The 26,405-nt window shown below is 39.0% G+C and carries 23 protein-coding genes and 1 tRNA gene; 1 reads left to right on the top strand and 23 read right to left on the bottom strand.

Going from position 1 to position 26,405, the window contains the following annotated elements; all coding sequences use genetic code 11:
• The 19 genes from nuoG to BQ4443_RS07555 all read right to left on the bottom strand — a co-directional run bounded on the left by nuoG (nucleotide 1) and on the right by BQ4443_RS07555 (nucleotide 19,584).
• Nucleotides 1-2,316: an NADH-quinone oxidoreductase subunit NuoG gene (gene nuoG / locus BQ4443_RS07645; protein WP_071058516.1), complete on the bottom strand. Its 2,316-nt coding sequence runs from the start codon at nucleotides 2,314-2,316 to the stop codon at nucleotides 1-3.
• A 7-nt stretch (nucleotides 2,317-2,323) separates the two neighbouring features.
• Nucleotides 2,324-3,682: an NADH-quinone oxidoreductase subunit NuoF gene (nuoF, locus tag BQ4443_RS07640; protein WP_071058515.1), complete on the bottom strand. Its 1,359-nt coding sequence runs from the start codon at nucleotides 3,680-3,682 to the stop codon at nucleotides 2,324-2,326.
• A complete protein-coding gene (nuoE, locus tag BQ4443_RS07635) occupies nucleotides 3,679-4,170 on the bottom strand; it encodes an NADH-quinone oxidoreductase subunit NuoE (RefSeq protein WP_023950469.1) in 492 nt (163 codons plus the stop codon). The genes nuoF and nuoE overlap by 4 nt, the downstream gene beginning before the upstream one ends.
• Nucleotides 4,171-4,203: 33 nt before the next feature.
• On the bottom strand, nucleotides 4,204-5,460 hold the full coding sequence (locus BQ4443_RS07630) for an NADH-quinone oxidoreductase subunit D (RefSeq protein ID WP_031274419.1): 1,257 nt from the start codon (nucleotides 5,458-5,460) through the stop codon (nucleotides 4,204-4,206).
• A gap of 4 nt (nucleotides 5,461-5,464) precedes the next feature.
• A complete protein-coding gene (locus tag BQ4443_RS07625) occupies nucleotides 5,465-6,073 on the bottom strand; it encodes an NADH-quinone oxidoreductase subunit C (RefSeq protein ID WP_071058514.1) in 609 nt (202 codons plus the stop codon).
• 31 nt (nucleotides 6,074-6,104) lie between these two features.
• Nucleotides 6,105-6,584: a NuoB/complex I 20 kDa subunit family protein gene (locus BQ4443_RS07620; protein ID WP_023950463.1), complete on the bottom strand. Its 480-nt coding sequence runs from the start codon at nucleotides 6,582-6,584 to the stop codon at nucleotides 6,105-6,107.
• 21 nt (nucleotides 6,585-6,605) lie between these two features.
• Nucleotides 6,606-6,965 (bottom strand): NADH-quinone oxidoreductase subunit A, encoded by a 360-nt coding sequence (locus BQ4443_RS07615; protein ID WP_023950461.1) that lies wholly within the window; start codon nucleotides 6,963-6,965, stop codon nucleotides 6,606-6,608.
• 174 nt (nucleotides 6,966-7,139) lie between these two features.
• Nucleotides 7,140-7,490: an MOSC N-terminal beta barrel domain-containing protein gene (locus BQ4443_RS07610; RefSeq protein ID WP_071058513.1), complete on the bottom strand. Its 351-nt coding sequence runs from the start codon at nucleotides 7,488-7,490 to the stop codon at nucleotides 7,140-7,142.
• A 38-nt stretch (nucleotides 7,491-7,528) separates the two neighbouring features.
• A complete protein-coding gene (locus tag BQ4443_RS07605) occupies nucleotides 7,529-9,949 on the bottom strand; it encodes an AsmA family protein (protein WP_071058512.1) in 2,421 nt (806 codons plus the stop codon).
• A gap of 37 nt (nucleotides 9,950-9,986) precedes the next feature.
• Complete coding sequence (gene ychF, locus BQ4443_RS07600) at nucleotides 9,987-11,078, bottom strand: redox-regulated ATPase YchF (protein ID WP_023950455.1); 1,092 nt, start codon at nucleotides 11,076-11,078, stop codon at nucleotides 9,987-9,989.
• A 61-nt stretch (nucleotides 11,079-11,139) separates the two neighbouring features.
• Complete coding sequence (locus BQ4443_RS07595) at nucleotides 11,140-11,913, bottom strand: CPBP family glutamic-type intramembrane protease (protein WP_023950453.1); 774 nt, start codon at nucleotides 11,911-11,913, stop codon at nucleotides 11,140-11,142.
• Nucleotides 11,913-12,506: an aminoacyl-tRNA hydrolase gene (pth, locus tag BQ4443_RS07590; protein WP_023950451.1), complete on the bottom strand. Its 594-nt coding sequence runs from the start codon at nucleotides 12,504-12,506 to the stop codon at nucleotides 11,913-11,915. The genes BQ4443_RS07595 and pth overlap by 1 nt, the downstream gene beginning before the upstream one ends.
• Before the next feature lie 90 nt (nucleotides 12,507-12,596).
• Nucleotides 12,597-13,223, bottom strand: coding sequence for a 50S ribosomal protein L25/general stress protein Ctc (locus BQ4443_RS07585; RefSeq protein WP_023950449.1), 627 nt, complete (start codon nucleotides 13,221-13,223; stop codon nucleotides 12,597-12,599).
• A 92-nt stretch (nucleotides 13,224-13,315) separates the two neighbouring features.
• Nucleotides 13,316-14,266 (bottom strand): ribose-phosphate pyrophosphokinase, encoded by a 951-nt coding sequence (locus tag BQ4443_RS07580; RefSeq protein WP_071058511.1) that lies wholly within the window; start codon nucleotides 14,264-14,266, stop codon nucleotides 13,316-13,318.
• A 94-nt stretch (nucleotides 14,267-14,360) separates the two neighbouring features.
• Nucleotides 14,361-14,437, bottom strand: a tRNA-Gln gene (locus tag BQ4443_RS07575).
• A gap of 250 nt (nucleotides 14,438-14,687) precedes the next feature.
• Nucleotides 14,688-15,575: a 4-(cytidine 5'-diphospho)-2-C-methyl-D-erythritol kinase gene (gene ispE / locus BQ4443_RS07570; protein WP_071058510.1), complete on the bottom strand. Its 888-nt coding sequence runs from the start codon at nucleotides 15,573-15,575 to the stop codon at nucleotides 14,688-14,690.
• Between the two features lie 59 nt (nucleotides 15,576-15,634).
• Nucleotides 15,635-16,222: a lipoprotein insertase outer membrane protein LolB gene (lolB, locus tag BQ4443_RS07565; RefSeq protein ID WP_023950445.1), complete on the bottom strand. Its 588-nt coding sequence runs from the start codon at nucleotides 16,220-16,222 to the stop codon at nucleotides 15,635-15,637.
• Entirely contained in the window at nucleotides 16,219-18,159 is a 1,941-nt protein-coding gene (locus tag BQ4443_RS07560) for a tetratricopeptide repeat protein (protein WP_071058509.1), read from the bottom strand. The genes lolB and BQ4443_RS07560 overlap by 4 nt, the downstream gene beginning before the upstream one ends.
• A 6-nt stretch (nucleotides 18,160-18,165) precedes the next feature.
• On the bottom strand, nucleotides 18,166-19,584 hold the full coding sequence (locus BQ4443_RS07555) for an FAD-binding oxidoreductase (protein ID WP_023950441.1): 1,419 nt from the start codon (nucleotides 19,582-19,584) through the stop codon (nucleotides 18,166-18,168).
• A 121-nt stretch (nucleotides 19,585-19,705) separates the two neighbouring features.
• On the opposite strand from BQ4443_RS07555, the gene BQ4443_RS07550 reads away from it, so the two are divergent.
• The gene (locus BQ4443_RS07550) at nucleotides 19,706-21,088 is read left to right on the top strand and encodes a phosphomannomutase/phosphoglucomutase (protein WP_023950439.1); all 1,383 of its coding nucleotides are present in this window, start codon (nucleotides 19,706-19,708) and stop codon (nucleotides 21,086-21,088) included.
• A 43-nt stretch (nucleotides 21,089-21,131) separates the two neighbouring features.
• On the opposite strand, the gene BQ4443_RS07545 is transcribed toward BQ4443_RS07550, so the two are convergent.
• Genes BQ4443_RS07545 through asnB form a run of 4 tightly spaced genes read right to left on the bottom strand, consistent with a single transcriptional unit; the run spans nucleotide 21,132 to nucleotide 26,400 of the window.
• Complete coding sequence (locus BQ4443_RS07545) at nucleotides 21,132-22,244, bottom strand: glycosyltransferase family 4 protein (protein ID WP_031274408.1); 1,113 nt, start codon at nucleotides 22,242-22,244, stop codon at nucleotides 21,132-21,134.
• A gap of 11 nt (nucleotides 22,245-22,255) precedes the next feature.
• The gene (locus BQ4443_RS12665) at nucleotides 22,256-23,446 is read right to left on the bottom strand and encodes a glycosyltransferase (protein ID WP_256330945.1); all 1,191 of its coding nucleotides are present in this window, start codon (nucleotides 23,444-23,446) and stop codon (nucleotides 22,256-22,258) included.
• Nucleotides 23,413-24,504, bottom strand: a complete 1,092-nt coding sequence (locus BQ4443_RS12660; RefSeq protein WP_071058508.1) for a glycosyltransferase family 4 protein — start codon at nucleotides 24,502-24,504, stop codon at nucleotides 23,413-23,415. The genes BQ4443_RS12665 and BQ4443_RS12660 overlap by 34 nt, the downstream gene beginning before the upstream one ends.
• 3 nt (nucleotides 24,505-24,507) lie before the next feature.
• Nucleotides 24,508-26,400: an asparagine synthase (glutamine-hydrolyzing) gene (asnB, locus tag BQ4443_RS07530; protein ID WP_071058507.1), complete on the bottom strand. Its 1,893-nt coding sequence runs from the start codon at nucleotides 26,398-26,400 to the stop codon at nucleotides 24,508-24,510.
• Nucleotides 26,401-26,405 lie beyond the last annotated feature (5 nt).

The following is a 26,405-nucleotide window of genomic DNA, read 5'->3' as shown; positions in this document are numbered from 1 at the left end:
TTAGATTCGCTCCACAGTTAAACGGGCATAGGAATTACCTAATACCGCAGTTTCATCAAATCCTTGAGCCAAACGAATAGTTCCGTCAGCAAGGTCGTTGTCTGCCTCAACAACAAACTCTGCAGAACCATTAGCAGACTTCACTCTTACCTTATCACCAATTGCCACTTGCATAGAAGCTAATGTATTAGCATTCAACCGTGCTTTTGGCGCTTTACTGATCTCAGTTGCTTGTAAAGATTCAGCACGTCTTACTACAGCATCTGTACGATAAATAGATACTTCTGCAACACGCTCTAAACCTGTTTCAGCTTCACCACGACGAACTTCTTGACCAATGACATTGACTTTATTATTAAGTTTAGCTGCTACACTAGTACCAACTAACTCATCACGAACTTGCTCTGATGACTCTTGCTCAAAACCAGAGAATTGTAAAAGATTACCCATCACACGCAAGACTTTCCATGCTGGACGTGATTGACCTTGAGAAGCAACAACTCCTTTAAAGCTTTGTACACGACCTTCTGCATTAATAAATGTACCTGATGTTTCAGTAAATGGCGCTACAGGTAACATCACTTTAGCCCAAGAAGATGCGGCTGACTTATAGGAAGTTAGTGCAATACCAAATGCATTGGCTAATGTTTTCTCTGCTTGTAAGCCATTTTCAATATCAAACTTAGGCTCAGCATGTAAGACCACATAAGCTTTTAACTGGTTATCAACCATTTGTTTAGCACTCAATCCATCACCTTGAGCAACAGCACCAACGATATAAGCACCCACAGTATTTGCTGCTGCAGTTAGGAAGCCTAATGTTGCATCATAGGCTTGTGCTAAATCTTGTGCCTTAGCTACAATTTGAGAAGCATCAGGTGCCGCAACTGCTGCATTACCTAAGAATACAGCAGGCTTAGTACCACCTACTAGATGGCTTGCCAAGACTTGTACTGGATCTGCCATATCCACTTGCTGACCTGCTTTTTGAGCAACTACTGCCTTAGCCACAGCATCAACTGTATTAGCTAATTGACTAGGCGCAACTGTTAAACGAGCACTAATAGGGAATAAAGGATCTTCACCATAACTATCAATTAAAACGATACGAGCTCCACGTTTTGCTACTTGACGTAAACGTTGTGCCATTAATGGATGATCTTTACGTAAATATGAACCGATTACTACAACACCGTCTACTGTATCTAAATCAGCGATTGGCATGCCTAACCAAGGAGCTCCCTGGAATGCACGCGCAAAGTTCGCATCGTTATTACGCAACAATGAATCCACATTAGCAGACCCTAAACCATTGAATAAACGTTTTAGTAATGCTAACTCTTCTAATGTAGATGTTTCACTAGCTAACGCACCAATATATTCTGGACCGTCATGAGTAGCAATTTGTTGTAACGCATCAGTAGCCACTTTGAGTGCATCTTGCCAAGAGGTCTCACGCCAAACATTGTTCTCATCTCTCACCATTGGTACTGTGAGACGATCTTCGACATTCAACCCTTCGTATGACCAACGATCTTTATCGCTAATCCAGCACTCATTTACCTCTTCATTTTCAAAAGGCACTACACGCATCACTTGATCGCCTTTGACCTGAACAACGAGGTTAGTACCTAAACTATCATGAGGACTAACAGAGCGACGACGAGCTAACTCCCATGTACGTGCTGAATAACGGAAAGGTTTTGATGTTAAAGCCCCCACTGGACAAATATCAATCATATTGCCAGATAGTTCAGACTCAACAGCCTTACCAACAAATGAAGTAATCTCTGAGTGCTCACCACGATTTAACATGCCAAGTTCCATTTGACCAGCGACTTCCTGACCGAAACGAACACAACGAGTACATTGAATACAACGCGACATTTCCTCAGCAGAAACCAAAGGTCCCATTGACTTATGCATCACTACACGTTTTTCTTCTTTATAGCGCGAAGCAGATTTACCATAGCCAACAGCTAAGTCTTGTAACTGGCATTCACCACCTTGGTCACAAATTGGGCAATCTAATGGGTGATTAATTAATAAAAATTCCATCACCGCTTCTTGAGCCGCTTTTGCTTTTTCTGAGTTTGTATGAACCACCATACCTTGTGTCACTGGTGTTGCACAGGCAGGTAATGCTTTAGGAGCCTTTTCCACTTCCACTAAACACATACGGCAGTTAGCTGCAATAGATAACTTCTTGTGATAGCAAAAATGTGGCACATAAATACCGAGTTCGTTGGCTGCATGCATTACCATGCTACCGTCAGGAACTGATACTGTTTTACCATCAATAGTCAATTCAACCATTTTTGACCTACTTATAAGGAGCTACAACACATTTTTTATGTTCAATGTGGTGCGCAAATTCATCACGATAATGTTTTAAGAAACCACGTACTGGCATTGCAGCGGCATCACCTAGCGCACAAATCGTACGCCCCATAATATTACCCGCTACTGTATCTAGCATGTCTAAATCTTCTTGACGACCCTGTCTATGCTCAATTCTATTCACAATCCGATATAGCCAACCAGTACCCTCACGACAAGGAGTACATTGACCACAGCTTTCTTCATAATAGAAATAAGATAATCTCAATAATGATTTGACCATGCATCGTGTATCATCCATCACGATTACAGCACCAGACCCTAGCATTGAACCTGCTTTTGAAATAGAGTCATAATCCATGGTTAAATCCATCATAATATTGCCTGGAATCACTGGTGCACTTGATCCACCAGGAATAACAGCTTTTAGGTTAGCTCCATTTCGCATACCGCCAGCCAACTCCAACAATGTAGAAAATGGAGTACCTAAAGGAATCTCGTAAGTTCCTGGACGCTCTACATCACCGGTGATAGAGAATAATTTTGTACCACCATTATTTGGAATACCTACCTCAGCATACGCTTGACCACCATTGCGAATAATCCATGGTACAGCCGCAAAGGTTTCAGTATTATTAATCGTTGTTGGTTTACCATATAAACCAAAGCTTGCTGGGAACGGTGGTTTAAAACGTGGCTGACCTTTTTTACCTTCTAATGATTCTAAAAGACCAGTTTCTTCACCGCATACATAAGCACCATAACCATGATGAGCGTGAAGCTGAAAGCTGAAATCTGTTCCTAGAATATTAGCCCCTAGGAAACCAGCTGCTCTCGCCTCTTCTAATGCTTGTTCAAAACGTTGATAGATTTCGAAAATTTCACCGTGGATATAGTTATAACCGACACTAACACCCATAGCAAAACCAGCAATAATCATACCTTCAATCACTGCATGAGGATTAAAACGTAAAATATCACGGTCTTTGAATGTTCCTGGTTCACCTTCATCCGAGTTACAAACAATATATTTTTGACCCGGGAAAGAACGAGGCATAAAGCTCCACTTTAGACCTGTCGGGAAACCTGCACCACCACGACCACGTAAACCAGATGCTTTTACTTCAGCAATCACTTCTTCTTGAGTCATGCCTGTTGTGAGAATTTTACGAACAGCTTCGTAACCACCCCGTTTAATATAATCCTCAAGATGCCAGTTATCACCATTCAAATCAGCAAGAATTTGAGGCTTAATATGGCGTCCGTGCAGTGCCATACTATTGACTAAATCATTGCCTGGATTTGGTGCTAGACCATGAGAATACTTATCTAAAAAACTCATGCTTGCCCCTCTTTGCGAATATCAGCTAACATCTCATCAATGCGCTCTTTTGACATGCGAACACACATATGATGGTTATTGACCAATAAAACAGGTGCATCACCACAGGCGCCCATACATTCACCCTCTTTAAGAGTAACTAGCCCATCTGGTGTTGTTTCATTCACATCAATACCCAATTGTTCTTTTAGGTAATCCAGTGTTTTTTCACCGTCTCTTAAAGCACACGGCAAGTTTGTACAAACAGTAATTTTGAAACGACCCACTGGTTTAAGGTCATACATATTATAAAATGTCGCTACCTCTTGTACCGCAATAGGAGGCATACCAATATAGTTAGCGACATCATCAATGATTTCTGGAGAAACCCAGCCTTTCTCAGTTTGCGCAATACGCAATGCTGACATGACTGCTGACTGACGCTGATCGGCTGGATATTTCGCCAATTCAATATCAATCAATTTATAAGCCTGTTCTGAAAGCAACATAGTTATTGTTCCAAATAATTTGCTAGTACAACGCTAGCGGTCAATTTCACCAAACACAATATCTTGAGTACCGATAATCGTGACTGCATCTGCCAACATATGTCCACGTGACATTTCATCTAATGATTGCAAGTGCACAAACCCTGGCGCACGAATTTTCAAGCGATAAGGCTTATTCGCACCGTCAGATACCATATAAATACCAAACTCACCTTTCGGATGCTCAACTGCAGAATATACTTCACCTGCAGGAACTGAATAGCCTTCAGTGAAAAGTTTGAAATGGTGAATCAAATCTTCCATCCCTGTTTTCATATCTGCTCTTTTTGGTGGAGCAATCTTATGATCATCTGTAATTACAGGGCCTGGATTATTTTTCAACCATTTAACACATTGGGCAATAATTCGATTACTCTCACGCATTTCGGCAACACGCACTAAGTAACGATCATAGCAGTCACCATTTACACCAACAGGAACATTAAACTCTAGTCGATCATAAACTTCATAAGGTTGTTTGCGACGTAAATCCCATTCAACACCCGAACCTCGTAACATAACACCAGAAAAACCTAATTGTTTAGCACGTTCAGGTTCAACAACACCAATACCCACTAAACGTTGCTTCCAAATACGATTATCTGTTAAAAGCGTTTCATACTCATCCACACATTTAGGGAAACGCAATGTGAAGTCTTCAATAAAGTCCAATAAAGAACCTTCACGATTTGCATTTAAGCGTTTTAATTCTCGAACACTACGATATTTTGAGTCAATCTCGTGTTTTGGCATTGTATCTGGCAAATCACGATATACACCACCAGGACGATAGTAAGCTGCATGCATACGAGCACCTGATACCGCTTCGTAACAGTCCATTAAATCCTCACGTTCACGGAATGCATAAAGCATTACTGCCATCGCCCCGACGTCAAGTGCATGCGTACCCACACTCATTAGGTGATTAAGGATACGAGTAATTTCATCAAACATAACTCGGATATATTGAGCACGAATAGGCACCTCAATACCCATTAAACGCTCAATTGCCATCACATAAGCGTGCTCATTACTCAGCATAGATACGTAGTCCAAACGATCCATATAAGGCAAGGCCTGCAAGAACGTTTTAGATTCAGCTAATTTTTCAGTACCACGATGCAATAAACCAATATGTGGATCCGCCCGTTGAATAACCTCACCATTTAATTCCAGGATTAAACGTAACACACCATGTGCTGCAGGGTGTTGAGGACCAAAGTTCAGGGTATAACTTTTAATATCTGACATAATCTTATCGTCCTGCTCCATAACCCTCTTCACGAATTACACGTGGTGTAATCTCACGAGGCTCAATAGTGATTGGTTGATAAATAACACGTTGACTCTCTTGGTCATAACGCATTTCTACGTAACCAGATAATGGGAAATCTTTACGGAATGGATGACCGATAAAACCATAGTCTGTCAAAATACGACGTAAGTCTGGATGTCCCTCAAACAGGATACCAAACATATCAAACGCCTCTCTTTCAAACCATCCTAAACTCGGCCATACATCTACCAATGAAGGCAACATTGGCAAATCATCATCCGTTGCAAATACACGCACACGCAAGCGCCAGTTATGTGTAATTGATAGCAGGTGTACGACAGCAGCAAAGCGACCAGGAAAAGGAGTCTTCGGACCATTACCAGGCAGACCATAATTTAAATAATCCACGCCTGCCAAATCAATCCCCACTTCAAATTTAAGAGAAGGATGATCTCTAAGCTGCGTACAGGTTTTCACCCATTGTGCGACAGGAACTTCTAAGGTGACTTCACCATGCTTGATAGTCAACGGAAAAGACTCACCAAATTGTTCACGTAATCTATTTTCTAAAGTTTCTAAATGCGTCATTTCGATACCATTTTAAGTTAGCTCGCCAATTCTATGCTTCTCGAGCAATAGTATTAGTACGACGGATTTTATTTTGTAATTGCAACAAACCATAAACAAGTGCCTCGGCTGTTGGAGGACAACCAGGCACATAAATATCTACTGGAACAACTCGATCGCATCCACGCACGACAGAATATGAATAGTGATAATAACCACCACCATTAGCACAGGACCCCATCGAAACTACCCAACGAGGCTCTGCCATCTGATCATATACTTTACGTAGAGCAGGCGCCATTTTATTGCATAATGTACCAGCCACAATCATGACATCAGATTGGCGAGGACTTGGGCGGAAAATTATACCAAATTGGTCTAAATCGTAACGTGCGGCACCTGCATGCATCATTTCCACCGCACAACAGGCTAGACCAAAAGTCATCGGCCACATAGAACCAGTTTTTACCCAGTTCATTACTGCATCAGTGCTAGTAACTAAAAAACCTTTATTATTTAATTGTTCTTCCATAATAATCGACTTCCTAAGAGTTTAATCCCAGTCTAAAGCACCTTTTTTCCACTCGTAGATAAAACCGACTGTCAAAATCACTAAGAACAGCATTGCTGTACCAAAGCCGACCAAACCTACATGACCATTAGCAATTGCCCATGGGAATAAGAAAGCTAACTCTAAATCAAACAAAATAAAAAGAATAGCCACTAAATAATAGCGCACATCAAAACGCATACGCGCATCTTCAAATGCTTCAAAACCACACTCATAAGGAGAATCTTTTTCAGTACCAGGCTTACGGGGACCTAAAAAAGAACCAGCAAAGAGCAAGAAACCACCCAATCCCGTTGCAACAAGGATGAACAGTAACACAGGGAAATATTCAGCAATATTCATGAATAGCCGCCTATTTTAAAAAGATAAAAAAGTTTATAAACTTGTAGATTGTAGCATTTTAGCTAAGCTTATGAGGAGCTTGTTTCAAATTAATTAAATATTTCAGTCAATTTGTTGATGACATAGCACACTTAATCATTTGTCTTTACAAAAAACCTTTTTTGTGTACTACATTTACACAATAATTTTCATGAGACGCACTGGTCTGCCAAAATACACACTTAACCATTGTGCAGCTAAGTCACCTTCACTCACCATTCGTTTTGAGCCCAATCTCTCATCAGCAATCGTTTCAATAGCACTCTCATCATCCTCAAGGACATCCATGGGAATATCTAAGCGTAACATTCCTGGGGCACGGATAACCAAATAACCAAATTTGATATCAAGAGTCATATCTACTATTTTTGGATGGTCTTTAGATAATAATTTATTATCCTCATCAAGCAAAACCCACCGATTTTGATAATCCTCAACTACTTCCTTATTCTGCACAGCAGGACACTGCATAATGGGCGTATACATTCTTTAACTCTCTCCCTTTTCTCTTCTTCTAATATTTTTTACCGATTCAATGACGGAACCACTAAGGTACCAACATCAAGTTGTGCCTTCAAATCAGATAACTTACCCTCAATCAAGATAGGTAACGTCGCTTTTTTAACCTGCACAGTTACCAATCCCTTTTTAACCTTTAGAGGAACTTTTGTTTCAATGACCCCTGGTACATAAAGGTAGTCACTTGCCAATTGAAAATTGGCTTCTCCTTCTTTAGTTTTAAAATCAACAGCCGAGGAATTTATGATTCCCTGCTGGATAGTCAGCAATTCATTTTTAATCTTACCCACCAACTTAATCTTATTAAACGCCATTTGTTCATCAGGATTATTTACCAGAGGCACTTTTAAATTCCACGGATTCATATAGTCTTCAGGATTTTTAAGAATTGATTCAAGATTCAGTCCTTTTAGTGTCCCTTGTCCCGACTCTAAATCAATATCAGCCACCATATTTTTAATTAGCTCATCATCAGAACTACCTTGAGAAGAAAAAAGGATTTTTGCCTTCACCGGTGTTTCTATAAATGAATCTCTATGAAAGTAATCAAAAATTTTCTGCGACTGAATATCTGATAAATTTATATCACCCTCTAAGTACTGCTGATCGACTGTATAAGCCCCGTTAGCATAAACAGAACCCCCAAACAAATTCGCTCTCACAGACTTGACATTGACATTGTTATAATCAAAATTTAATGTTGCCCCTAAATCATCTAAGATAAGATTATCATAGGTAACTTTTTGAAAATTGAAGGTCCCCACACCACTTAATCGCGACAACAACAATTGTTTAACCGTTAATGCTTGTTTTTGTTCTACATTAGCATGAGACGTTTCACTCGAAGGTTTTACTTGTTTGGCTGCAGTAACAGGCGCCACTTCTGTGCTCGGCTTATCCTTAACCAATTCTTTAAGAGGAGCACTCAGATCATTTAAAAAAGCTTCCAAATCAAATTCTTTTGCCTGAACATCAAAAGTAACTTGTGGTTTAAAAAGATTTTTGACAGATCCAGTGACACTAATATCCCCCTGAGATAGCAACGCATTCAATAAGAAATTGGTTTGTTGTTTATTGAAAAAAGTTTGTATATTACCTGTCAGAGGAATAACCTGACGTCCCTTTGGCTGCTCATTAAGTTCAATATTTCCTAAGATAGTAGGTAAATCTATTGATTGTTCAAATAGACTTATAGAGCCTGGCGATTCCAAATTGAGTTTTAAAGAATGGCTTTTATCGACATTATATAAGCCCTTAACCTGTACATTTTTTACACGCAAGGACGAGGCAGTTCCAGAAATTTTATCCAAAAGAATTTCTAAATTCAGTTGTTGCTGTAACGTATTAACTGACACTTTACCTTTAACTGGTTCACCCCCTGCAACCTCAGGTGAAATATTAAGCTCAGGCGCACCAAAATTAATATCTACTGTTTGCTTATCTTTTCTGATAACATTTGCTTTAACATTAAAATTATTTAAAGCTAAACTAATTTTAGGAACATCATAATTCAAAACAGGTGCTTCAAATCCTGCGCTCAACGTATCAATCGTTGATTTTTCTAAACCGTTACCCTGAATAGTTAATTCTAAATTTTTGCCCACCAAGGCATTTAAATTAGAATCAAATACAACAGACCCCTCAGCTGTGGTTTCCGTTAAGTCTAAATCATTCCACCTACCCTTTAAGTCCGCTTTTAAACGATTAAACTCATATTTATTATCTTGAGGATTCAATAGCATAAGCCCGTTTAACACCAACTTACTGTCTACATCGGGTTTATCACCTTTAACATCGGCATTCAAATTTAAATCAAATGCCTGTCCTGCCGTAATACGCCCTGTTCTTACACCCATATTTTGAAGCTGGACGTTATAATCCCGTTGCTTATCTTGTAGGGTAACCTGACCATTATTCAGTGTAAGACCAGCAATATCAATTTTAAAATCTGTTTGTTCAACTCGCTCTGATACCGTTTTATTAAGTGAGTGAATATTTGGAATAATAGGAACCGATTTTGCTAAAGAGAAGTCCAATAGATTATCAAAATTAAACTTACCATTTTCGTCTTTCTCAATATGCATATTAAAACCATCAATATCTAAATGATCTACTAAGAATCGATTAGACATTAACGGCCACAATGCCACAGCCATTTTGGCATGCTTGATATCAGCAAAAACAGTAGAACTTCCCTGTTCAGATAAAGAAACGTCTTCAAGAGACAACCCTATTCTAGGGAAAAGTGATAAATTAATATCCCCATCAACGACTAATTCACGGTTATATTGTTCTTTTATCAATTGAGCTAATTTATTTTTATATGCGGTTGGATCCAAATTTAAAATAAAAACAGCTACCCCAATAAAGGCTACCACCAATAAAACGACACAGCTCACTACTATGCGTTTAAACCACTTCTTCATTATCTAGTCCTATCAATATCGGCGGTGTCAAATTCACTTATACATTAAATAAGAAATTTAAAACATCACCGTCTTTCACGATATAGTCCTTACCTTCTGCACGCATTTTACCGGCTTCCTTAGCACCTTGCTCACCCTTATATTGGATAAAATCTTCAAAGGCAATTGTTTGGGCACGAATAAAGCCGCGTTCAAAGTCGGTATGAATCACACCTGCTGCTTTAGGAGCTGTATCACCGATCTTAATTGTCCAAGCACGAACTTCTTTAACACCCGCAGTAAAGTATGTTTGCAGCCCAAGTAGTTTGAACCCGGCACGAATCACGCGATTTAAGCCTGGCTCTTGCATACCCATATCAGCCAAAAACATTTCTTTATCCTCATCTTCCAAATCAGCAATCTCTGCCTCAATCGCTGCGCAAACGGCAACAACAGGGGAATTTTCAGATTCAGCATATTTTTTGACTGCATCAAGATGGGGATTATTGTCAAAACCATCTTCTTTTACATTGGCCACATACATAGCAGGTTTTGCTGTAATAAATCCATAAGGTTTGATAATAGCAAGTTCTTCATCATCTAATTGTAACGAACGGATAGCTTTAGCTTCATTAAGTACAGGAACAATTTTTTCTAATACTGCCGTTAATTTCTGCGCCTCTTTATCTCCTGCACGAGCAACTTTTTGAGATTTTAATAATGCTTTTTCTGCTGATGCTAAATCCGCTAAAGCCAATTCAGTATTAATCACTTCAATATCATTAATCGGATCTACTTTGCCAGCAACATGCACCACATTAGGATCTTCAAAACAACGTACCACATGCACAACGGCATCTGTTTCTCTAATATTTGCTAAGAATTGGTTGCCCAAGCCCTCTCCTTTTGAAGCCCCGGCTACTAGACCAGCAATATCCACAAACTCAACCGTGGCAGGCAAAATACGTTCAGGTTTTACAATTTCTGCTAACTGTTTTAAACGAGTATCTGGTACCTCAACAATACCAACATTAGGTTCAATAGTACAGAAAGGATAATTTTCTGCAGCAATACCCGCTTTGGTCAATGCATTAAAAAGCGTTGATTTTCCAACATTAGGTAATCCAACAATACCACACTGTAAAGCCATAACAATCCTTAAAAAATTTTATTTAAACAAGAAACACTCTCGTTCATTTATCTCAATATTTCTATAATACACTTGCCATTATGGAAGGATTTATCCACCATAAAATCGCTAAAAGCAAAGCAGGAACTCCATTAAACATAGCGTGCATCACCACTGGAGTCACAAAACTATCTCTTACTCTCATCCATGCCAAAACACTACCGGTTAACCATTGAGGCAAAATCAAAAATGGCAATAAATACCATTCTTTTTGTGCACTACCCGGTGTTAATTCATAATTCCATAAATGCATACTTGCAAAAATAAATACAGAAATATGAAATACAAATGGAAAAATCTTAATATAAACTTTTCGCCATCTATACGGTAACGCCTGTTTTTCTGTGGTCAGATTAAATAAATCAAACAGTAGAAACAGGGCTAATAATACCATAACCACAGCTAAACTCATGACTCTGATACCATTACTAAACACATAAATCATTGCACCGACATAGAGAATGATTAATTTTGGTCGTCGCAAGCTATAACGAAATAGTAATTCTTCTACCAAAGGCGCCCATATTGCTGCCATAAAAAATAGGATGGGAACATATAAACTATGAAGTTTATGATTGGCCCCCAATGAACCAGAGACTCCCATCGCAATAGGGGCAAGTACAAAAACATTCATTCCCCATAAAAAAATTAACCATTTAAATAATAGTGTAAACGGTGTATGTATTTTTAGGTCACTCCACCAACCACTACCACGACGCCCCTCTATACGCACATTGAGCGTAGGTTTTTTCATATATTGCCAATACTCTAGCAAGTCTTGTTTAAACGTACGCATTACTTATCCTTATGCTCAGACAATGCTCGAGAGGCTAAATTTTTATCACCTCGCAACAAAGCATCAATAGACACCCTCGCCCGCATCAAACTATCTTCCAAAAATGGCATATCTTCTTTTCGCGGCGGATGCAATACATAATCAGCCACCTGTTGACTTAAGCCCAACTTACGTGGATGCCCAACGCCAATTCTAATACGCCAGAAATCCGGACTACCCAGTTGGGCTTGTATATCTCTTAAACCATTATGACCCGCATGCCCCCCACCTTTTTTTAATTTTACCTCACCGGGCATCAGATCAAGTTCATCATGTAACACCAAAATCTGTTCTGTAGTAATTTTATAAAACTGAGCCAAGGCTCTTACGGCTTGACCAGACCTGTTCATATAGGTAGATGGCTTTAATAAGTATATATTACCTTCTAGTGTTTTAAATTTTGCGACCAAACCAAAAAAACCAGGCTCAACATTAAAACTAGCCTTATAACTCTCAGCTAATTGATCTACTAACCAAAACCCAACATTATGACGAGTAGCCTCATACTCTATTCCTGGATTTCCAAGACCAACAATTAAACGAATAGGTTCCATGCAAAATCTCCTTATGAACAAAAACCCCCGCAGTTAGGAACAACGGGGGTCAGATAGATAATTCGTTAAACTATATTAACAAATACCTAATTATTCAGCAGCAGCTTCGCCTTCATTTTTATCAGCAGCTGCATCACCTTCTTCTGCTACTTCAGAACCACCTGCAGGAACAACGGCAGAAGCAATCACAGGGTCATCACCGTGAACGATAAATTCAACGCCTTTTGGTACTTTAACATTGCTCAAGTGTACCACGCCAGCATTATCTAACTCACTTAGATCTACTTCGATAAATTGTGGTAAATCTTTTGGTAAGCAAGAAATTTCTACTTCGGTTACGATACGAGAAATATTATTACCGTGCAATTTAACGGCAGGAGAGTTTTCTTCATTAACAAAGTGTAAAGGCACTTTTGTATGAAGTTTTTGAGAGGCATCAACGCGTTGGAAGTCAACGTGTAAAACTTGTGGTTTGTAAGCATGCCATTGAACAGCACGTAATAATACTGTTTCAACTTTACCGTCTAAATGCATATCTAATACAGAAGCATGGAACTCTTCTTTACGAACTGCATGATAGATTTCATTGTGATCTAGCTCAATGCTTAATGCTTCACCTTTACCACCGTAAACGATACCTGGTAAACGACCAGCACGGCGCAGGCGGCGGCTCGCACTCGATCCCTGTACGCTACGTGAAGTTGCTGTAAATTTCATGGATAACTCCGATTAAAAAAATAAAAAAGCCTTGAATCAATCAAAGGCAAGGAAAAAGGTTGTCACCGCGACCAGCAACAACCCAATAAAAATTATTCTGCAAACATTGAGCTCACTGACTCTGCTGTAGAAATACGAGAGATAGTTTCACCCAATAAAGCAGCCGTTGATAATTGACGAATTTTACCACAGTTTGCTGCTGCTTCAGATAAAGGAATCGTATCTGTCACAACTAACTCATCAATCTCAGAAGCCGTAATACGTGGAATTGCCTCACCAGATAATACTGGATGCGTACAGTAAGCATAAACAGCTTTCGCACCTCTTTCTTTTAAGGCAGCAGCCGCTTTAGTTAGCGTACCTGCTGTATCCACCATATCGTCCATAATTAAACAAGTACGACCTTGAATATCACCAATAATATTCATCACTTCAGAGACGTTTGCTCTAGGACGACGCTTATCAATAATAGCCAAGTCTGTTTCTAATTGTTTTGCCAATGCACGAGCTCGCACCACACCACCAATATCAGGAGAGACAACGACTAAATCTTCATATTTACGACTAGCAATATCTTCTAATAAAACAGGGCTTGCATAAATATTATCCACGGGAATATCAAAGAAACCTTGGATTTGATCTGCATGTAAATCCATCGTCAATACACGATTAACACCAACCGCTTGCAACATATTCGCCACAACCTTTGCGGTAATTGCCACACGAGCAGAACGTGGGCGACGATCTTGTCTTGCATAACCAAAATATGGTATAGCTGCCGTAATTGTTCCAGCAGAGGCACGACGCAAAGCATCAACCATTACCATAATCTCCATCAGATTATCATTGGTCGGTGCACATGTCGGTTGTAAAACAAACACTTCTCTACCACGCACATTTTCTAAAATTTCTACCATCACCTCGCCATCAGAAAAACGACCAACCGTCATTTTACCTAGAGGCATACTTAAGTGATTAGCAACATCTACAGCCAATTTTGGATTAGCTGTCCCCGTAAAAATCATGAAGTTATTCGTAGGCATGGTAGTAATAGAATATAGAGGCGTGAGATTTTAAATAAAAAAACCGCTTATCCCAACAACCAAAAGGATGTAGCATAAACGGTCCAATAAGTGTTGGCTGGGGCGGAAGGATTCGAACCTTCGCATGCCGGAATCAAAATCCGGTGCCTTAACCAGCTTGGCGACGCCCCAACACTGTATCTTTATCAAGACTGCTTAGATTGCTTGCCTGACAAGAACTAAATTATGAACCATTTCTTAATTGTTGCATAGTGTTTTACACTAAATTTTCAGAAAAAGTTAAAAAAAAACAACAAAACAATATTTTTCAGATAACAAAAAAATCGTTCCTTTTAAAAATCGTTCCTTTTAATGTTGCTCTCTCAGTTTTTTGCGTAACTATTTATTAAAAATTAATCTTCACTGAATACTTAACGGTTCTTCATGCTTGTATTGGATGAGTCCTTAAAGTACGCACAAGGAAAATATTTTCAATTGGCAATGCCAAAGACGACTGCGACAATAGGGTTAATAATTTTTCTTTCGCCATTAACCCCTCTTGTTCATTACCACATGGCATAAAAAAACATGACCCAGACCCTGTCATACGAAACGTAAAGCCTTGTTGCTTAAGCAAAGAAATCATCGTTTGTAAATCGGGATACAGCTTAAAGGCTATAGGCTCCAAGTCATTATGCCCCACCAATCTTCCCTGTTCAATCTCTACCTTTAACGTTTGTAATTGCTGATCGGATAAAACTGTAGTGTCTCTTTTTAAGTCACTATCTTTAAAAATCAATGCCGTGGGAATCGAAAGTGCTGGTCTTAAAATAAGATAGCATTGAGACTTCAATTCAAAGGCTGTTAATTGCTCACCAACACCACTTGCAATAGCTGATTGTCCAAAAATAAAAAAAGGAACATCGGCCCCCAATTCCAACCCAAGCTTAGCTAAGGTTTGCTGAGACAAGCCACATTGCCATAAGTGATTTAATACCATTAAGGTCGTTGCGGCATCACTAGATCCCCCTCCCAAGCCTGCACCACTAGGAATAGTTTTATCTACATAAATATCTACCCCCAATTTACATTGACTATACGTTTGGAGAAGTTTTGCGGCCTTAATCACCAGATCAGACTCTTCTGGAATACCTGCAAGATGGTTAACACGCCGAATGACCCCGTCAGTACGGACAGTAAAATCCAATTTATCGCACAAATTCACCATCACAAATAGTGATTGCAATTGATGATACCCATCGGCTCGACGCCCATTAACATGCAAGAACAAATTTAATTTAGCAGGTGCTAAGGCTGAATAATCATTCATGATAAAGTTTCTAAGAAGTCAATCATGTTAACCATTAAAACTATTAAGGTGGTTAAACCCTATTGAACAATCAAACGAATCTTAATTCTTTCTGTCGTTTGGTTACGGATAAGATTAAACTTAGTCGGACCGATACTATCGTAGTCACTCATAGTGACATCCCAACCTGCTTGTTTAAAAGAAGTTAATTTACCAGCGTTATCATGAGATTCTTCGATCAACGGCTGATTAGGAATCTTTTGGCCTTTAATCCAATAACGTAAACCACTCACTGGAATTTCTTGCCCTATCACTTGTGCCACTAACGCATCTGGATTGGGAGCTTCAAACACTTCGCCAGAAGATCGTGTTAATTTTGAATATCCTGGCAATACCTCGACTCTGGCTAAGGTCTGTCCTAGTGGGCTACTCAAGTCAAGAACAACGTTTTCACCTACACCATTCCATAAGAAATTACCTTGCACAGAATCTGTATTTTTATCTTGTGTTTTATCAAATACCAATAACGCAAATTTACCTGTTCTTTGTATGGCGTTTTGTGCATTCACACCAGTTCCTTGGCTAGGCTGTTGTGGTGCTAAACTCGAACAAGCCGCCAATGTAGCTACTGTAAGAACACTCATTAATCTGATTAATTTTTTCATCATTTCTTATCCAAATTCAATCGTTTACTAGTTTCTAGCAAAATTGGGTCTGAGGGGTAATTAGACAAGCCATAATCAAGGATATCCTTAGCTCTTTTTTGTTCCCCTAAGGTATTGTAGACATCCGCTAAGTGAGCGGCAATAATGGGCTGTTGTTCAATATCGTATGCTCGCTCCAAATATTGCATCGCAGAGTCATAGTTTTTTAACCGATATTGTAACCACCCCATACTATCAAGAATATAAGGATTTGATGCATCTATACGCAATGCTTCCGTGAGTAATTGTTCTGCTTCTTCTAAATTATAGTTTCTGTCTGCATAAATATAACCTAGCGCATTATAACCATCAGCCATATTTGGCTCTGATTTAATCACTTCCCTCAGCAATTTTTCTGCTGGCCACACCTCACCTCTTTTTTCATAAAGCATCGCCAAGGCATATTTAATATCAGCACTTTCAGGCAACTCTTTGAGTGCATCGTTGTAATATACAACAGCCTGATCAGTACGACCCGACTCATTTAACAGATTTCCTCCAAACCAAAGAATATTTCCTCTGCTTTCTGGAAACGCAATCGTCGCATTTTCTAATACGGATAAAGCCTGACGCACATCACTCAAATTTGCTAATAGCTGGGCTTTTTCCATCAGCATGTTAGCATCTAATTTATCCGCCTTAATTAAGTCGATTTGATTTAAGGCTAAACGATATTTTTTTTCTGCTTTTAAAATAGATACCATTAACTTACGAGCATCTAACAATGAGTCTTCTAATGAAGAAGGACTAGTGACATTTGCAGAGTCGCCATTGTTCGCTTTTATACTATCGCTTTCCTCGCCACTAATAGCCGTGTCAATATTTGTATCGTCATTAACCTTTTCGGTAACTTTCTTATTAATCTGTTTTTTTACTTTTTCGGCGGCAAGTTTTTTTACCGTTAAGTCAATAAATTGACTTAATACCTTACGTGCATGAGTCCAATCTTGTGCATCGTAGTGGATTAATGCTTGGAAATACAATAACTCACTATCTTTAGGGTTACGCTTTTGCAATTTACTTATTTCAGCAATTGCCTCATCATAAGCGTTATCCTTACTAAGTTCATTAATATAACTCAGTGATAAAATACGATTGTCAGGATTTTTTTTCAGAAATTCTTTGACAAATGCCATGCCCTGCGCTCGTTTTGGACCTTGTGCAAGGCTTAACACTCGAATTGCTGCATCCTCAGAGGTTGGATTCGTATCAATGGCTTTAAATGTTTCCTGCCATGCCAAATCGTCCTTATCAGCTTCTATCGCAAAATCAGCATATAAAAGGTGATAATTTGTTGAGGAAAATGCAAATGGTTTAATACTATCTTCAAATAATTTTAACGCTTTATTCTTATCTTTTAACTCACTCAAAATAGCAGCATTATCACTTAATTTATCCTCAATTTTATCCTTAGCTGCTGTTTTTAAATTCTGTTGCAATACCTGAACTAACTCATCTTCTTTACCTGTTTCACCCAGTAATAGCATATATAGATTAGCTACTTCCTCATTATCAGGATCTTCTTTATACCAATATCTAACCGCTTCATAAGCCTGTTCATATTTGCCTTCGGAATAATAATAACTAGTGGCAATTTCAGCAATCCAAGGTACTACTTCATATGACTTAGTAAAATTCAACGCTTCCTGAGCGGCATAAGCATAGTTCCCATCTACCAAAGCAGTTTCTATCGTCAAAATACTTTGAATTTTGTCCGGATCTACATCATTTTCTTGATTTTTTTTATTCACAGAAAAAGAATGCGCATGCTCATTGACCGTCATGTGCATCGGTGAATTGTTTTCACCGACCGACTCAACTGTGGTATTTTGTGCTAACACACTTTCAACAAGAAAGCTTGCGACAAGACTAATGAATAACCTACGTTTAGCTATATTCATACTGTACTAATATAATTCCACACTACTAATTACCTTGCCCGGGTTCAAAATAGCATTAGGATCTAAGGCTCTCTTAATTTTCCTCATTAATGCCAACCCAATCTCATCTTTATAATCAGGCAAAATATCTTTCTTCAATTGACCAATACCATGTTCAGCAGAGATTGATCCATCAAACCGAGCAACACTATCATAGACAATTGTGTTCATCTCTTTTTGTAAGTCTAAGAAACCTTCTTCCTGTCCATCAGGTGCTCCAACATTATAGTGTAAATTACCGTCACCTAAATGACCAAATACAATATGTTGTACCCCTGGAAAACGCTCTTGAAGTAACGCATTAGTTTGCTCAATAAAAGCACTTACTTGCGAAATTGGAATAGCAATATCATGCTTAATCCCCTTACCCACTTTGATTTCAGCAAAAGGAATACTCTCACGGATATGCCATAAGTCATTACTTTGTTGAACTGTTTGAGCAATAATAGCATCCTGCACAACTCCTTGCTCGATAGCGTTACCAATCACCTTTTCTACTAATTGATTAGCATGATCTTGGTCTTCATGATCAGAAATTTCAATCAATACATACCATGGTGATTTATTGACCTCAAAAGGAATTTTAACCGTCGGTAAATGCTGCCTAACACTCTCTATACAAAATGATGAAATCAATTCAAAGCCTGTCAACAATGACCCAAAACCTTGTTTCAGTACTGACAATACGTGAACGGCCGCATCAACATCCTTAATAGCTAATAACGCCGTGCGAATAGCTTGAGGTTTTGGAAATAGTTTTAAGGTAGCTGCTGTAATAATTCCTAAAGTTCCTTCACTCCCAATAAATAAGTCGCGCAAATCATAACCAGTATTATCTTTGCGTAGTCCTTTTAGACCATTCCAAATTTCACCCTCTGCTGTCACTACTTGCAATCCTAGCGTTAAGTCTCTGGCATTCCCATAGCGTACTACTTGTGTTCCACCAGCATTAGTCGCTAAATTACCACCGATTGTACAACTCCCTTCAGACGCCAAGCTTAAAGGAAAAAGTCGTCCAACCTCCTCAGCTGCTGTCTGAATAGTCTGTAAGATACAACCTGCTTCTACTGTTATGGTGTCATTATCTGTATCAATGGCGATAATATTATTTAAGCGATTAGTGAGTAGAACTACAGCATCCCCCTTATTACCAGGCGTTGCTCCTCCGCATAAGCCAGTATTCCCACCTTGTGTCACAATGGGGGTAACATATTGTTGGCACAGGCGCACCACATCAGCAATCTCTTCTACATTAGCCGGACGGACGACTGCCAAAGCTTTTCCTGTAAAACGACCTCGCCAATCTGTCAAAAATGGTGTAGCTTCTTCACCACTTAGCACAAACTCCTCACCCACAACTTGCTGCAGATCTTCAAATAAAGACATATTTTTCCCTTGCACATACTATCACAATGTTTAAATTTTGTGATTTTTAATCTATGATGATTCATTCTACCTAAAAAACAGGTCATAATATTCTAATCTTATTTATTTTTTCAAATACACCATGACACAGATTAATCCTAACGTTTTTAAGGCATATGATATTAGAGGAATTTTTCCTACACAAATTAATACTGAGTTTGCCCTACTTCTCGGTAGAGCATTAGGCGCCAGAACCAAACAACTTGGTCATACACAATTTGTAATAGGTTTTGATGGTCGTCACAGTAGCCCAGAATTAGCCAAAGCATTATCTACCGGTCTTCAAGATCAAGGGTTAGAGGTCATCAACATTGGCATGGTACCCACACCATTAGTTTATTTTTACACTTATGCTCACCATATTGGTGCTTGTGTAGCGATTACTGGTAGTCACAATCCTCCCGATTATAATGGTTTTAAGATGATGTTAGATGGTAAAGCTATCTACGGCGAAGCAGTCATCTCTTTAAAACAAGAGATGCTCTCTTTAGACCAACAGCCACTATTAAAAGCATCAGGATCAGAAAAAAATATTAATATAATCCCCGATTATATTAAACGCATTTGTTCCGACATCAAACTTGCTCGTCCTATGCATATTGCCATTGATGCTGGTAATGGTATTGGTGGTAAAGTAGCCCCTGAATTATTCCGTTCGCTAGGTTGTACTGTTGATGAGCTTTTCTGCGACGTAAATGCCGATTTTCCTAATCATCACCCTGATCCAGCTGACCCTCATAATTTAGAAGATTTAATCAAACACGTGAAGGAATCTGATTGTGAAATTGGTCTAGCATTTGACGGTGACGGTGATCGTCTAGGTGTCGTCACCAAATCAGGAGAAATTATTTGGCCTGACCGTCAATTAATTTTATATAGCCAAGACGTATTAAAACGTGAGCCTGGTGCGACCATTGTATTTGATGTGAAATGCAGTCGTCATGTTGCCGAACAAATCGAAGCCGCTGGTGGTACTGCCTTAATGTGGCAAACAGGTCATTCTTTAATCAAACAAAAAATGAAAGATGTCAATGCTGCTCTTGGCGGTGAAATGAGTGGGCATACATTCTTTAAAGAGCGTTGGTATGGGTTTGATGACGGCTTATATACAGGTACACGTTTATTAGAAATTCTCTCTGCTTATAATAATCCGTCTACCGTATTAGAGGCTTTACCTCAAGATAAAAATACGCCTGAGATTAAAGTAGAAATGCAAGAAGGTCAGCCACATGCCTTGATTAAAGTATTACAAGAAAAGGCTTCGCTACCGACAGCCAAACGCCTGATTACGATTGACGGCATTCGTGCAGAGTATGAGGACGGTTTTGGACTGGCTCGTGCGTCTAACACCACGCCTGTTCTTGTGCTTCGTTTTGAAGGTCGTAATGAAGAAAGCTTGGCACGTATTAAAGCCGAGTTCAAGGCGATGCTAAAAGAACACGCCGGAATTGATGTGGTGATTTAAATTCAGACTTTATCGGGACTTATAGCACCATATCTGCTACCTTTTACTGTGCACAAAGTGCCCGATAAACCTCTAGGTGTTTTTCAATAATAATGGGCATGGCAAATTCTTGCTCTGCCAAAGCTCTCCCCTCTTTACCCATTGATTGGCGTAACTCAGGATTATCGGCTAATTGTTGTACCGCCTTGAAAATAGCCTCCCCATCTTTTACGGGCACAAGTAAACCACTTTTATTTGGCGTAATTGTATCACGACAACCTGGCACATCTGTTGTTACTATCGGTCTACCTGCCGCTGCAGCTTCTAATAATGACTTAGGAATCCCTTCTCTATACGATGGCAACACTATGATATGTGACTTTGCATAAAGCGTTGCAATATCGTTTACTTCCCCTAGCAAGGTAACATATTTACCTATAGCTTGGTACTCTTCTTCTGTTAATGAAGCAGGGTTTCCTTCATCAATACTGCCTGCTAATTGCCAGACAAATTGTTTTTGTGTGTCTAATTTAGCCGCTTCCACAAACTCAAAAACCCCCTTATCCTTAAGCAATCGAGCTGCCATAGTAATGGTGATTGGCTCATTGGGCTCTGGTGTATAGCGAAACTCTTTCATATCCACACCAGCACCACGGATTAATACCACTTGCGTTGGCGTGACGGCACCAATACCCGTCAAGAGTTGTTGGTCATCCCTATTTTGAAAAATCGTTCGACTATGTTTATGCCCTAGCGCAAATTGATAGAGTCTAGATACCACCAATTTCAAAATATCTAGCCCTTTTCGCTGGCGCGTAAAAATATAACCTAAGCCCGAAATAGCATATACCACTGATGGTATCCTTGCTAAGCGTGCAGCAATACCACCATATAGTACAGGCTTAATTGTCACTAAATGGACTAAATCAGGTTTGACTTTTTTGAGTAAACGATACAAACCTATAATTGTTTTTAGTTCACTCAAGGGATTGGTACCACTACGTGACATCTCAATGGGATAATGCGTAAAACCTAATTGTTTAATCTTAGCGACTGACTCTCCATCCATTGTGGCGATTTCTACTTGATAACCTTGTTGTTTAGCCGCTAACGCAATCTTTACACGATGTGACAGAAAAAAAGCAGGGTTATTTACGATAAATAAAATTTTTTTCATCTCTCTTTTCCCTATCGCTTAGCCATCGCGTGCCAGATACTTTCATAATGGCTTACCATCGTTTGCAAGCTAAATGACTCAAGAACACGTTGACGACCTTGTTGTGCGAATGCTAACCAGTGCTCTGCTTGCTCCTTGCTTTGATGTGGCTTAGCTAATAAATCTAAGGCTTGATTCATTTTTTCTGCCAAATCCTTAGGATTAGCTGGTTGTGCTACCCATCCATATTGATCCACAATTAAAGCAGCATCACCCACATCAGTAACGACATTAGGGCTTAAACAAGCCATAGACTCTGAAACCACATTAGGAAAGCCCTCTGCAATACTTGAAAGTACATGAATATCTATTGCTGACATAATCTCTGGAATATCAGCACGTAGTCCAAGCAATAAAACATCTTTATCCACCATTAAGCTCAGTTCAGCCAATAACTGCATTAATTCAGCATTATCTCGATCTAAACCTTTACCCACTAATACCAAAACCGCATCAGGATGACTCTTCTTAATTTCCTGAAATGCGATTAATAAACCCTTATGATCTTTTAAAGGATTCCAACGTGCTACAAATCCTAATACGGGTATTTGCTCACTAATATGCCAACTTTCTCTGAGTGCTTGTGCAGCAGCTACATTTATTTGCCATTTAGAAAAATCATAGCCATTTTGAATGACGTGCATTTTGCTTTTTTGATAACCCCAAGAAGCATGAATCAACGCAGCCTTTTCTCCACATACAATAATTTTTTCAGGAATAAAACGAGAGAAAAAAGCACTGATACGTGCCAAATAATAATTCATTTTTGAGGTATTTTTTAAGCTATCACCAGAGTTACGAATCCCCCAAGCAATATGCTTATAGCCAGCTACTCTCGCTGCAATACCACCAAAGAAGTCACCATGATACATCCAAGTCTGGATCACATCACCCCGAAGCTGTTTCAATAACTTTACTAATTTCCAAAAATCACCCAAACCTACTTTACCTGATTGCATACCAATCGTATAAACAGCCACGCCAGCTTGTCGTAACACCTCACCAAAAACACCCTCATCAGAAAAACTAACGACAATATTTTCTACTGATGAATGGGTTACCAAACGACTTAATACCGTTTCTGCACCGCCTTGACCGAGTCCACTAATTAAATGAATGACTCGCAATGTCATGCCATCACCTCTTTGAACAATTGATCCCATTGTTCTAATACACAAACTTCAGAATATCTTTCAAACACACTTTCTTGGGCTATCATCGCCAAACGATTTCTTTCATCTGCATTTTGCATTAATTCTTTAAGTGCTTGCTGATAAGCTATCTCATCACCTAAAGGAATAAGTTTAGCTATTTTGCCATCAAGACTAAGCTCTCTAGGTCCACTTGGACAGTCATAACAAACAACTGGCAAGCCATTCGCCATTGCCTCAAGCATTACATTTGGAAAACCCTCTAGCCGGGAACTCATCGCCAATATAGAGGCTGATCTCATCACATCCCAAGGAGTTGTTGTTTTACCCATCAGAATAATTTGATCACCCATATCATGCCATTGGATTAAATCATCTAATTTATCTTTTTCTGGACCATCACCATAAATATGCAAATCCCAACCAGGGAATTGTTTAGCAATTGTAGCGAAATTTTTAATCAGTACATCAAACTGTTTGCTGGCTACCAAACGCCCCATAGCGACCACTACTTTTTGATTTTTGGCGGTTGGAGAGAGTTTTTTCAATGCAGATGGTAAAGGATTGGGAATAACAGATAATTTTTTTAATCTAGGTAATTCTTGTTGAAAACGCTTTGCCGCCTGTTCAGTTTGTAGCATAACCACATCTGCCCATGGATAAGTTAGTTGACGCAAACGTTTTAAACTTGAACTAATTTGTTGAAAGCTAGGATCAGAGCGTTCACACACAATAATAGGACAAGAAAGTCCTTTATGAGCTAATAAAGCCATCACATTGACATTCGTCAAAAATGATACCACGACATCTGGTTGATACTCTTTAATTACTTTTCGTAAAATAAATGGTTTAGTAACTCGTGCTAATAATGGATTTTTGGATAAACGTTGACTTAACCAATCAACTTTTATATGAGCATTTAATGGGTAAAAAGACTGCCCACTACCTTGACTATAACAAGGCACTAGAATAACTTCATAGCCCTTAATCGACCACGCATTCGCTAATGTACTAGCAACACGCTCTGCTCCCCCCGCATTTAAAGAGCTGACTAAAAATAATATTCTCATCCGTTAGACCTCAATAGCGTAAGCATCAATCCATGCTTGAAGCATTAAAATACCCCATAAATGAGCACTCCAATCCCCTTTTTTATTCAGATGAGCTTGCCATGTTTGCTGAATAATATCGCTATTTAATAAGCCCTGTTGTTGCAACCGACGATTGTCTAATAACTGATTAGCCCATTCTCGTAATGGTCCTCGCAACCATTCACCTAGCGGAACAGAAAAACCTTTTTTAGGTCTATCTAATAGAGCCTTAGGAACATAGCGATAGAGTAACTCTTTCATTAACCATTTTTGCTGTCCATCACGCTCTTTATACTTCCAGTGAATATCCCAAACAAATTCAAAAAGTTGATGATCTAACAAAGGGACTCGAGTTTCTAAAGAATAATACATTGCTGCTCTATCTACTTTCACCAAAATATCATCAGGAAGATAAGACAAGGTATCTACAATCATCATACTCTCTTTTAGACTACGCAAAGCCGATAGTGAAAACGTCGTTACAGGCTCTTTAGCTCCCAACACCAATTGCTCTGGATGTTTCCAATATGATACAAAAGGTTGATAAAATTCGACTGCATTTTCAGCTTGTAGTAATTGTACTGATTGCTCTAACTTAGCCCGGTGAGAAATATCACTTGTTTTGTCCGCTAAAATTTGTGCTGTTTTGGCTAAGGGTTTATGTAGAAAATAAGGTAATTTTTCATAGTAATTCCACCATTTTTGTGCACGTTTATAGCGATTATAACCACCAAATAGCTCATCCCCAGCATCACCTGACAAAGCTACTTTGACATGTTGAGAGGTTAATTTCATCATCGTCAATACAGGCAATTGTGATGAATCTGCAAACGGTTCACTATAAGCTTGCGGTAACTCTGGCACCATATTCAACGCATCATTAGCATTCATGTATAACTCAATATGATAAGTTCCTAAATGCTTGGCGACTGCTTTAGCATATTCCGCTTCATTATATTGTGACTCTTCAAAACCAATAGAAAACGTATTAATCGGTATCGCGCTTTGTTTTTGCATCATCGCAACAATTAACGATGAATCTGTCCCACCTGATAAGAAAGCCCCTAAAGGAACATCGGCAAGCATTTGCCCTTTTACAGCTCTTGATAATTCAAACTCAAATGCATCTACCGCACTATTATCATTCGTAAAGACACGATCACTCGTTCGTTTCGCATGCTCATACGCTGACCAATAATTAGTGGCGCTAGGCCAATCCATCCCTGTTTCAAGCTGCTGCTTAGTAAAAACAATATAATGCGCTGGCAATAATTTTTGCGTAGTTTCAAAAATAGTATATGGAGCAGGGATATAGTTATGTCTTAATAATAGTGCGACAGCATGACGATTAATTTTTTTGGAAAATCCCTTCATTGGCATGATTGCTTTTAGATCAGAAGCAAAAAATAAACCTCCGTTCTCACCTTTAGCAAAATATAATGGTTTTTCACCAAACCGATCTCTTGCTAATGTCAAGGTTTCTTGTTGCTTATCCCATAGAGCAAATGCAAACATTCCTACTAATTTTTTTAATGTTGCATCCACTCCCCATGATTCAATGCAAGCTAACAATGTTTCTGTATCAGAGTGTCCTCGCCAACTGTCTTTGTCAAGCTCATTTCTTAACTGCAAGTGATTATAAATTTCACCGTTAAATACAATGACGAATCGATCGCTGTCACTAAACATGGGTTGATGTCCATGAACCGACAAATCCTGAATGGCAAGACGCACATGAGCAAAGCCTACTGTCTCATCCTGACTTAACCAGACGCCTTGACTATCAGGACCTCTTTGTTTAATTCGCTCACAAGCTTGCTGTAGCAAACTATTTTTGTTTTCTAATGCTCCAATGACACCAACAATACCGCACATAAGCG

It is taken from the genome of Pelistega sp. MC2 (genome assembly GCF_900099475.1).
Taxonomy (GTDB): Bacteria; Pseudomonadota; Gammaproteobacteria; order Burkholderiales; family Burkholderiaceae_B; genus Taylorella; species Taylorella indica.
Note: the sequence above shows the minus strand (reverse complement) of the source record. Positions and strands in the feature narration are given on the sequence as shown.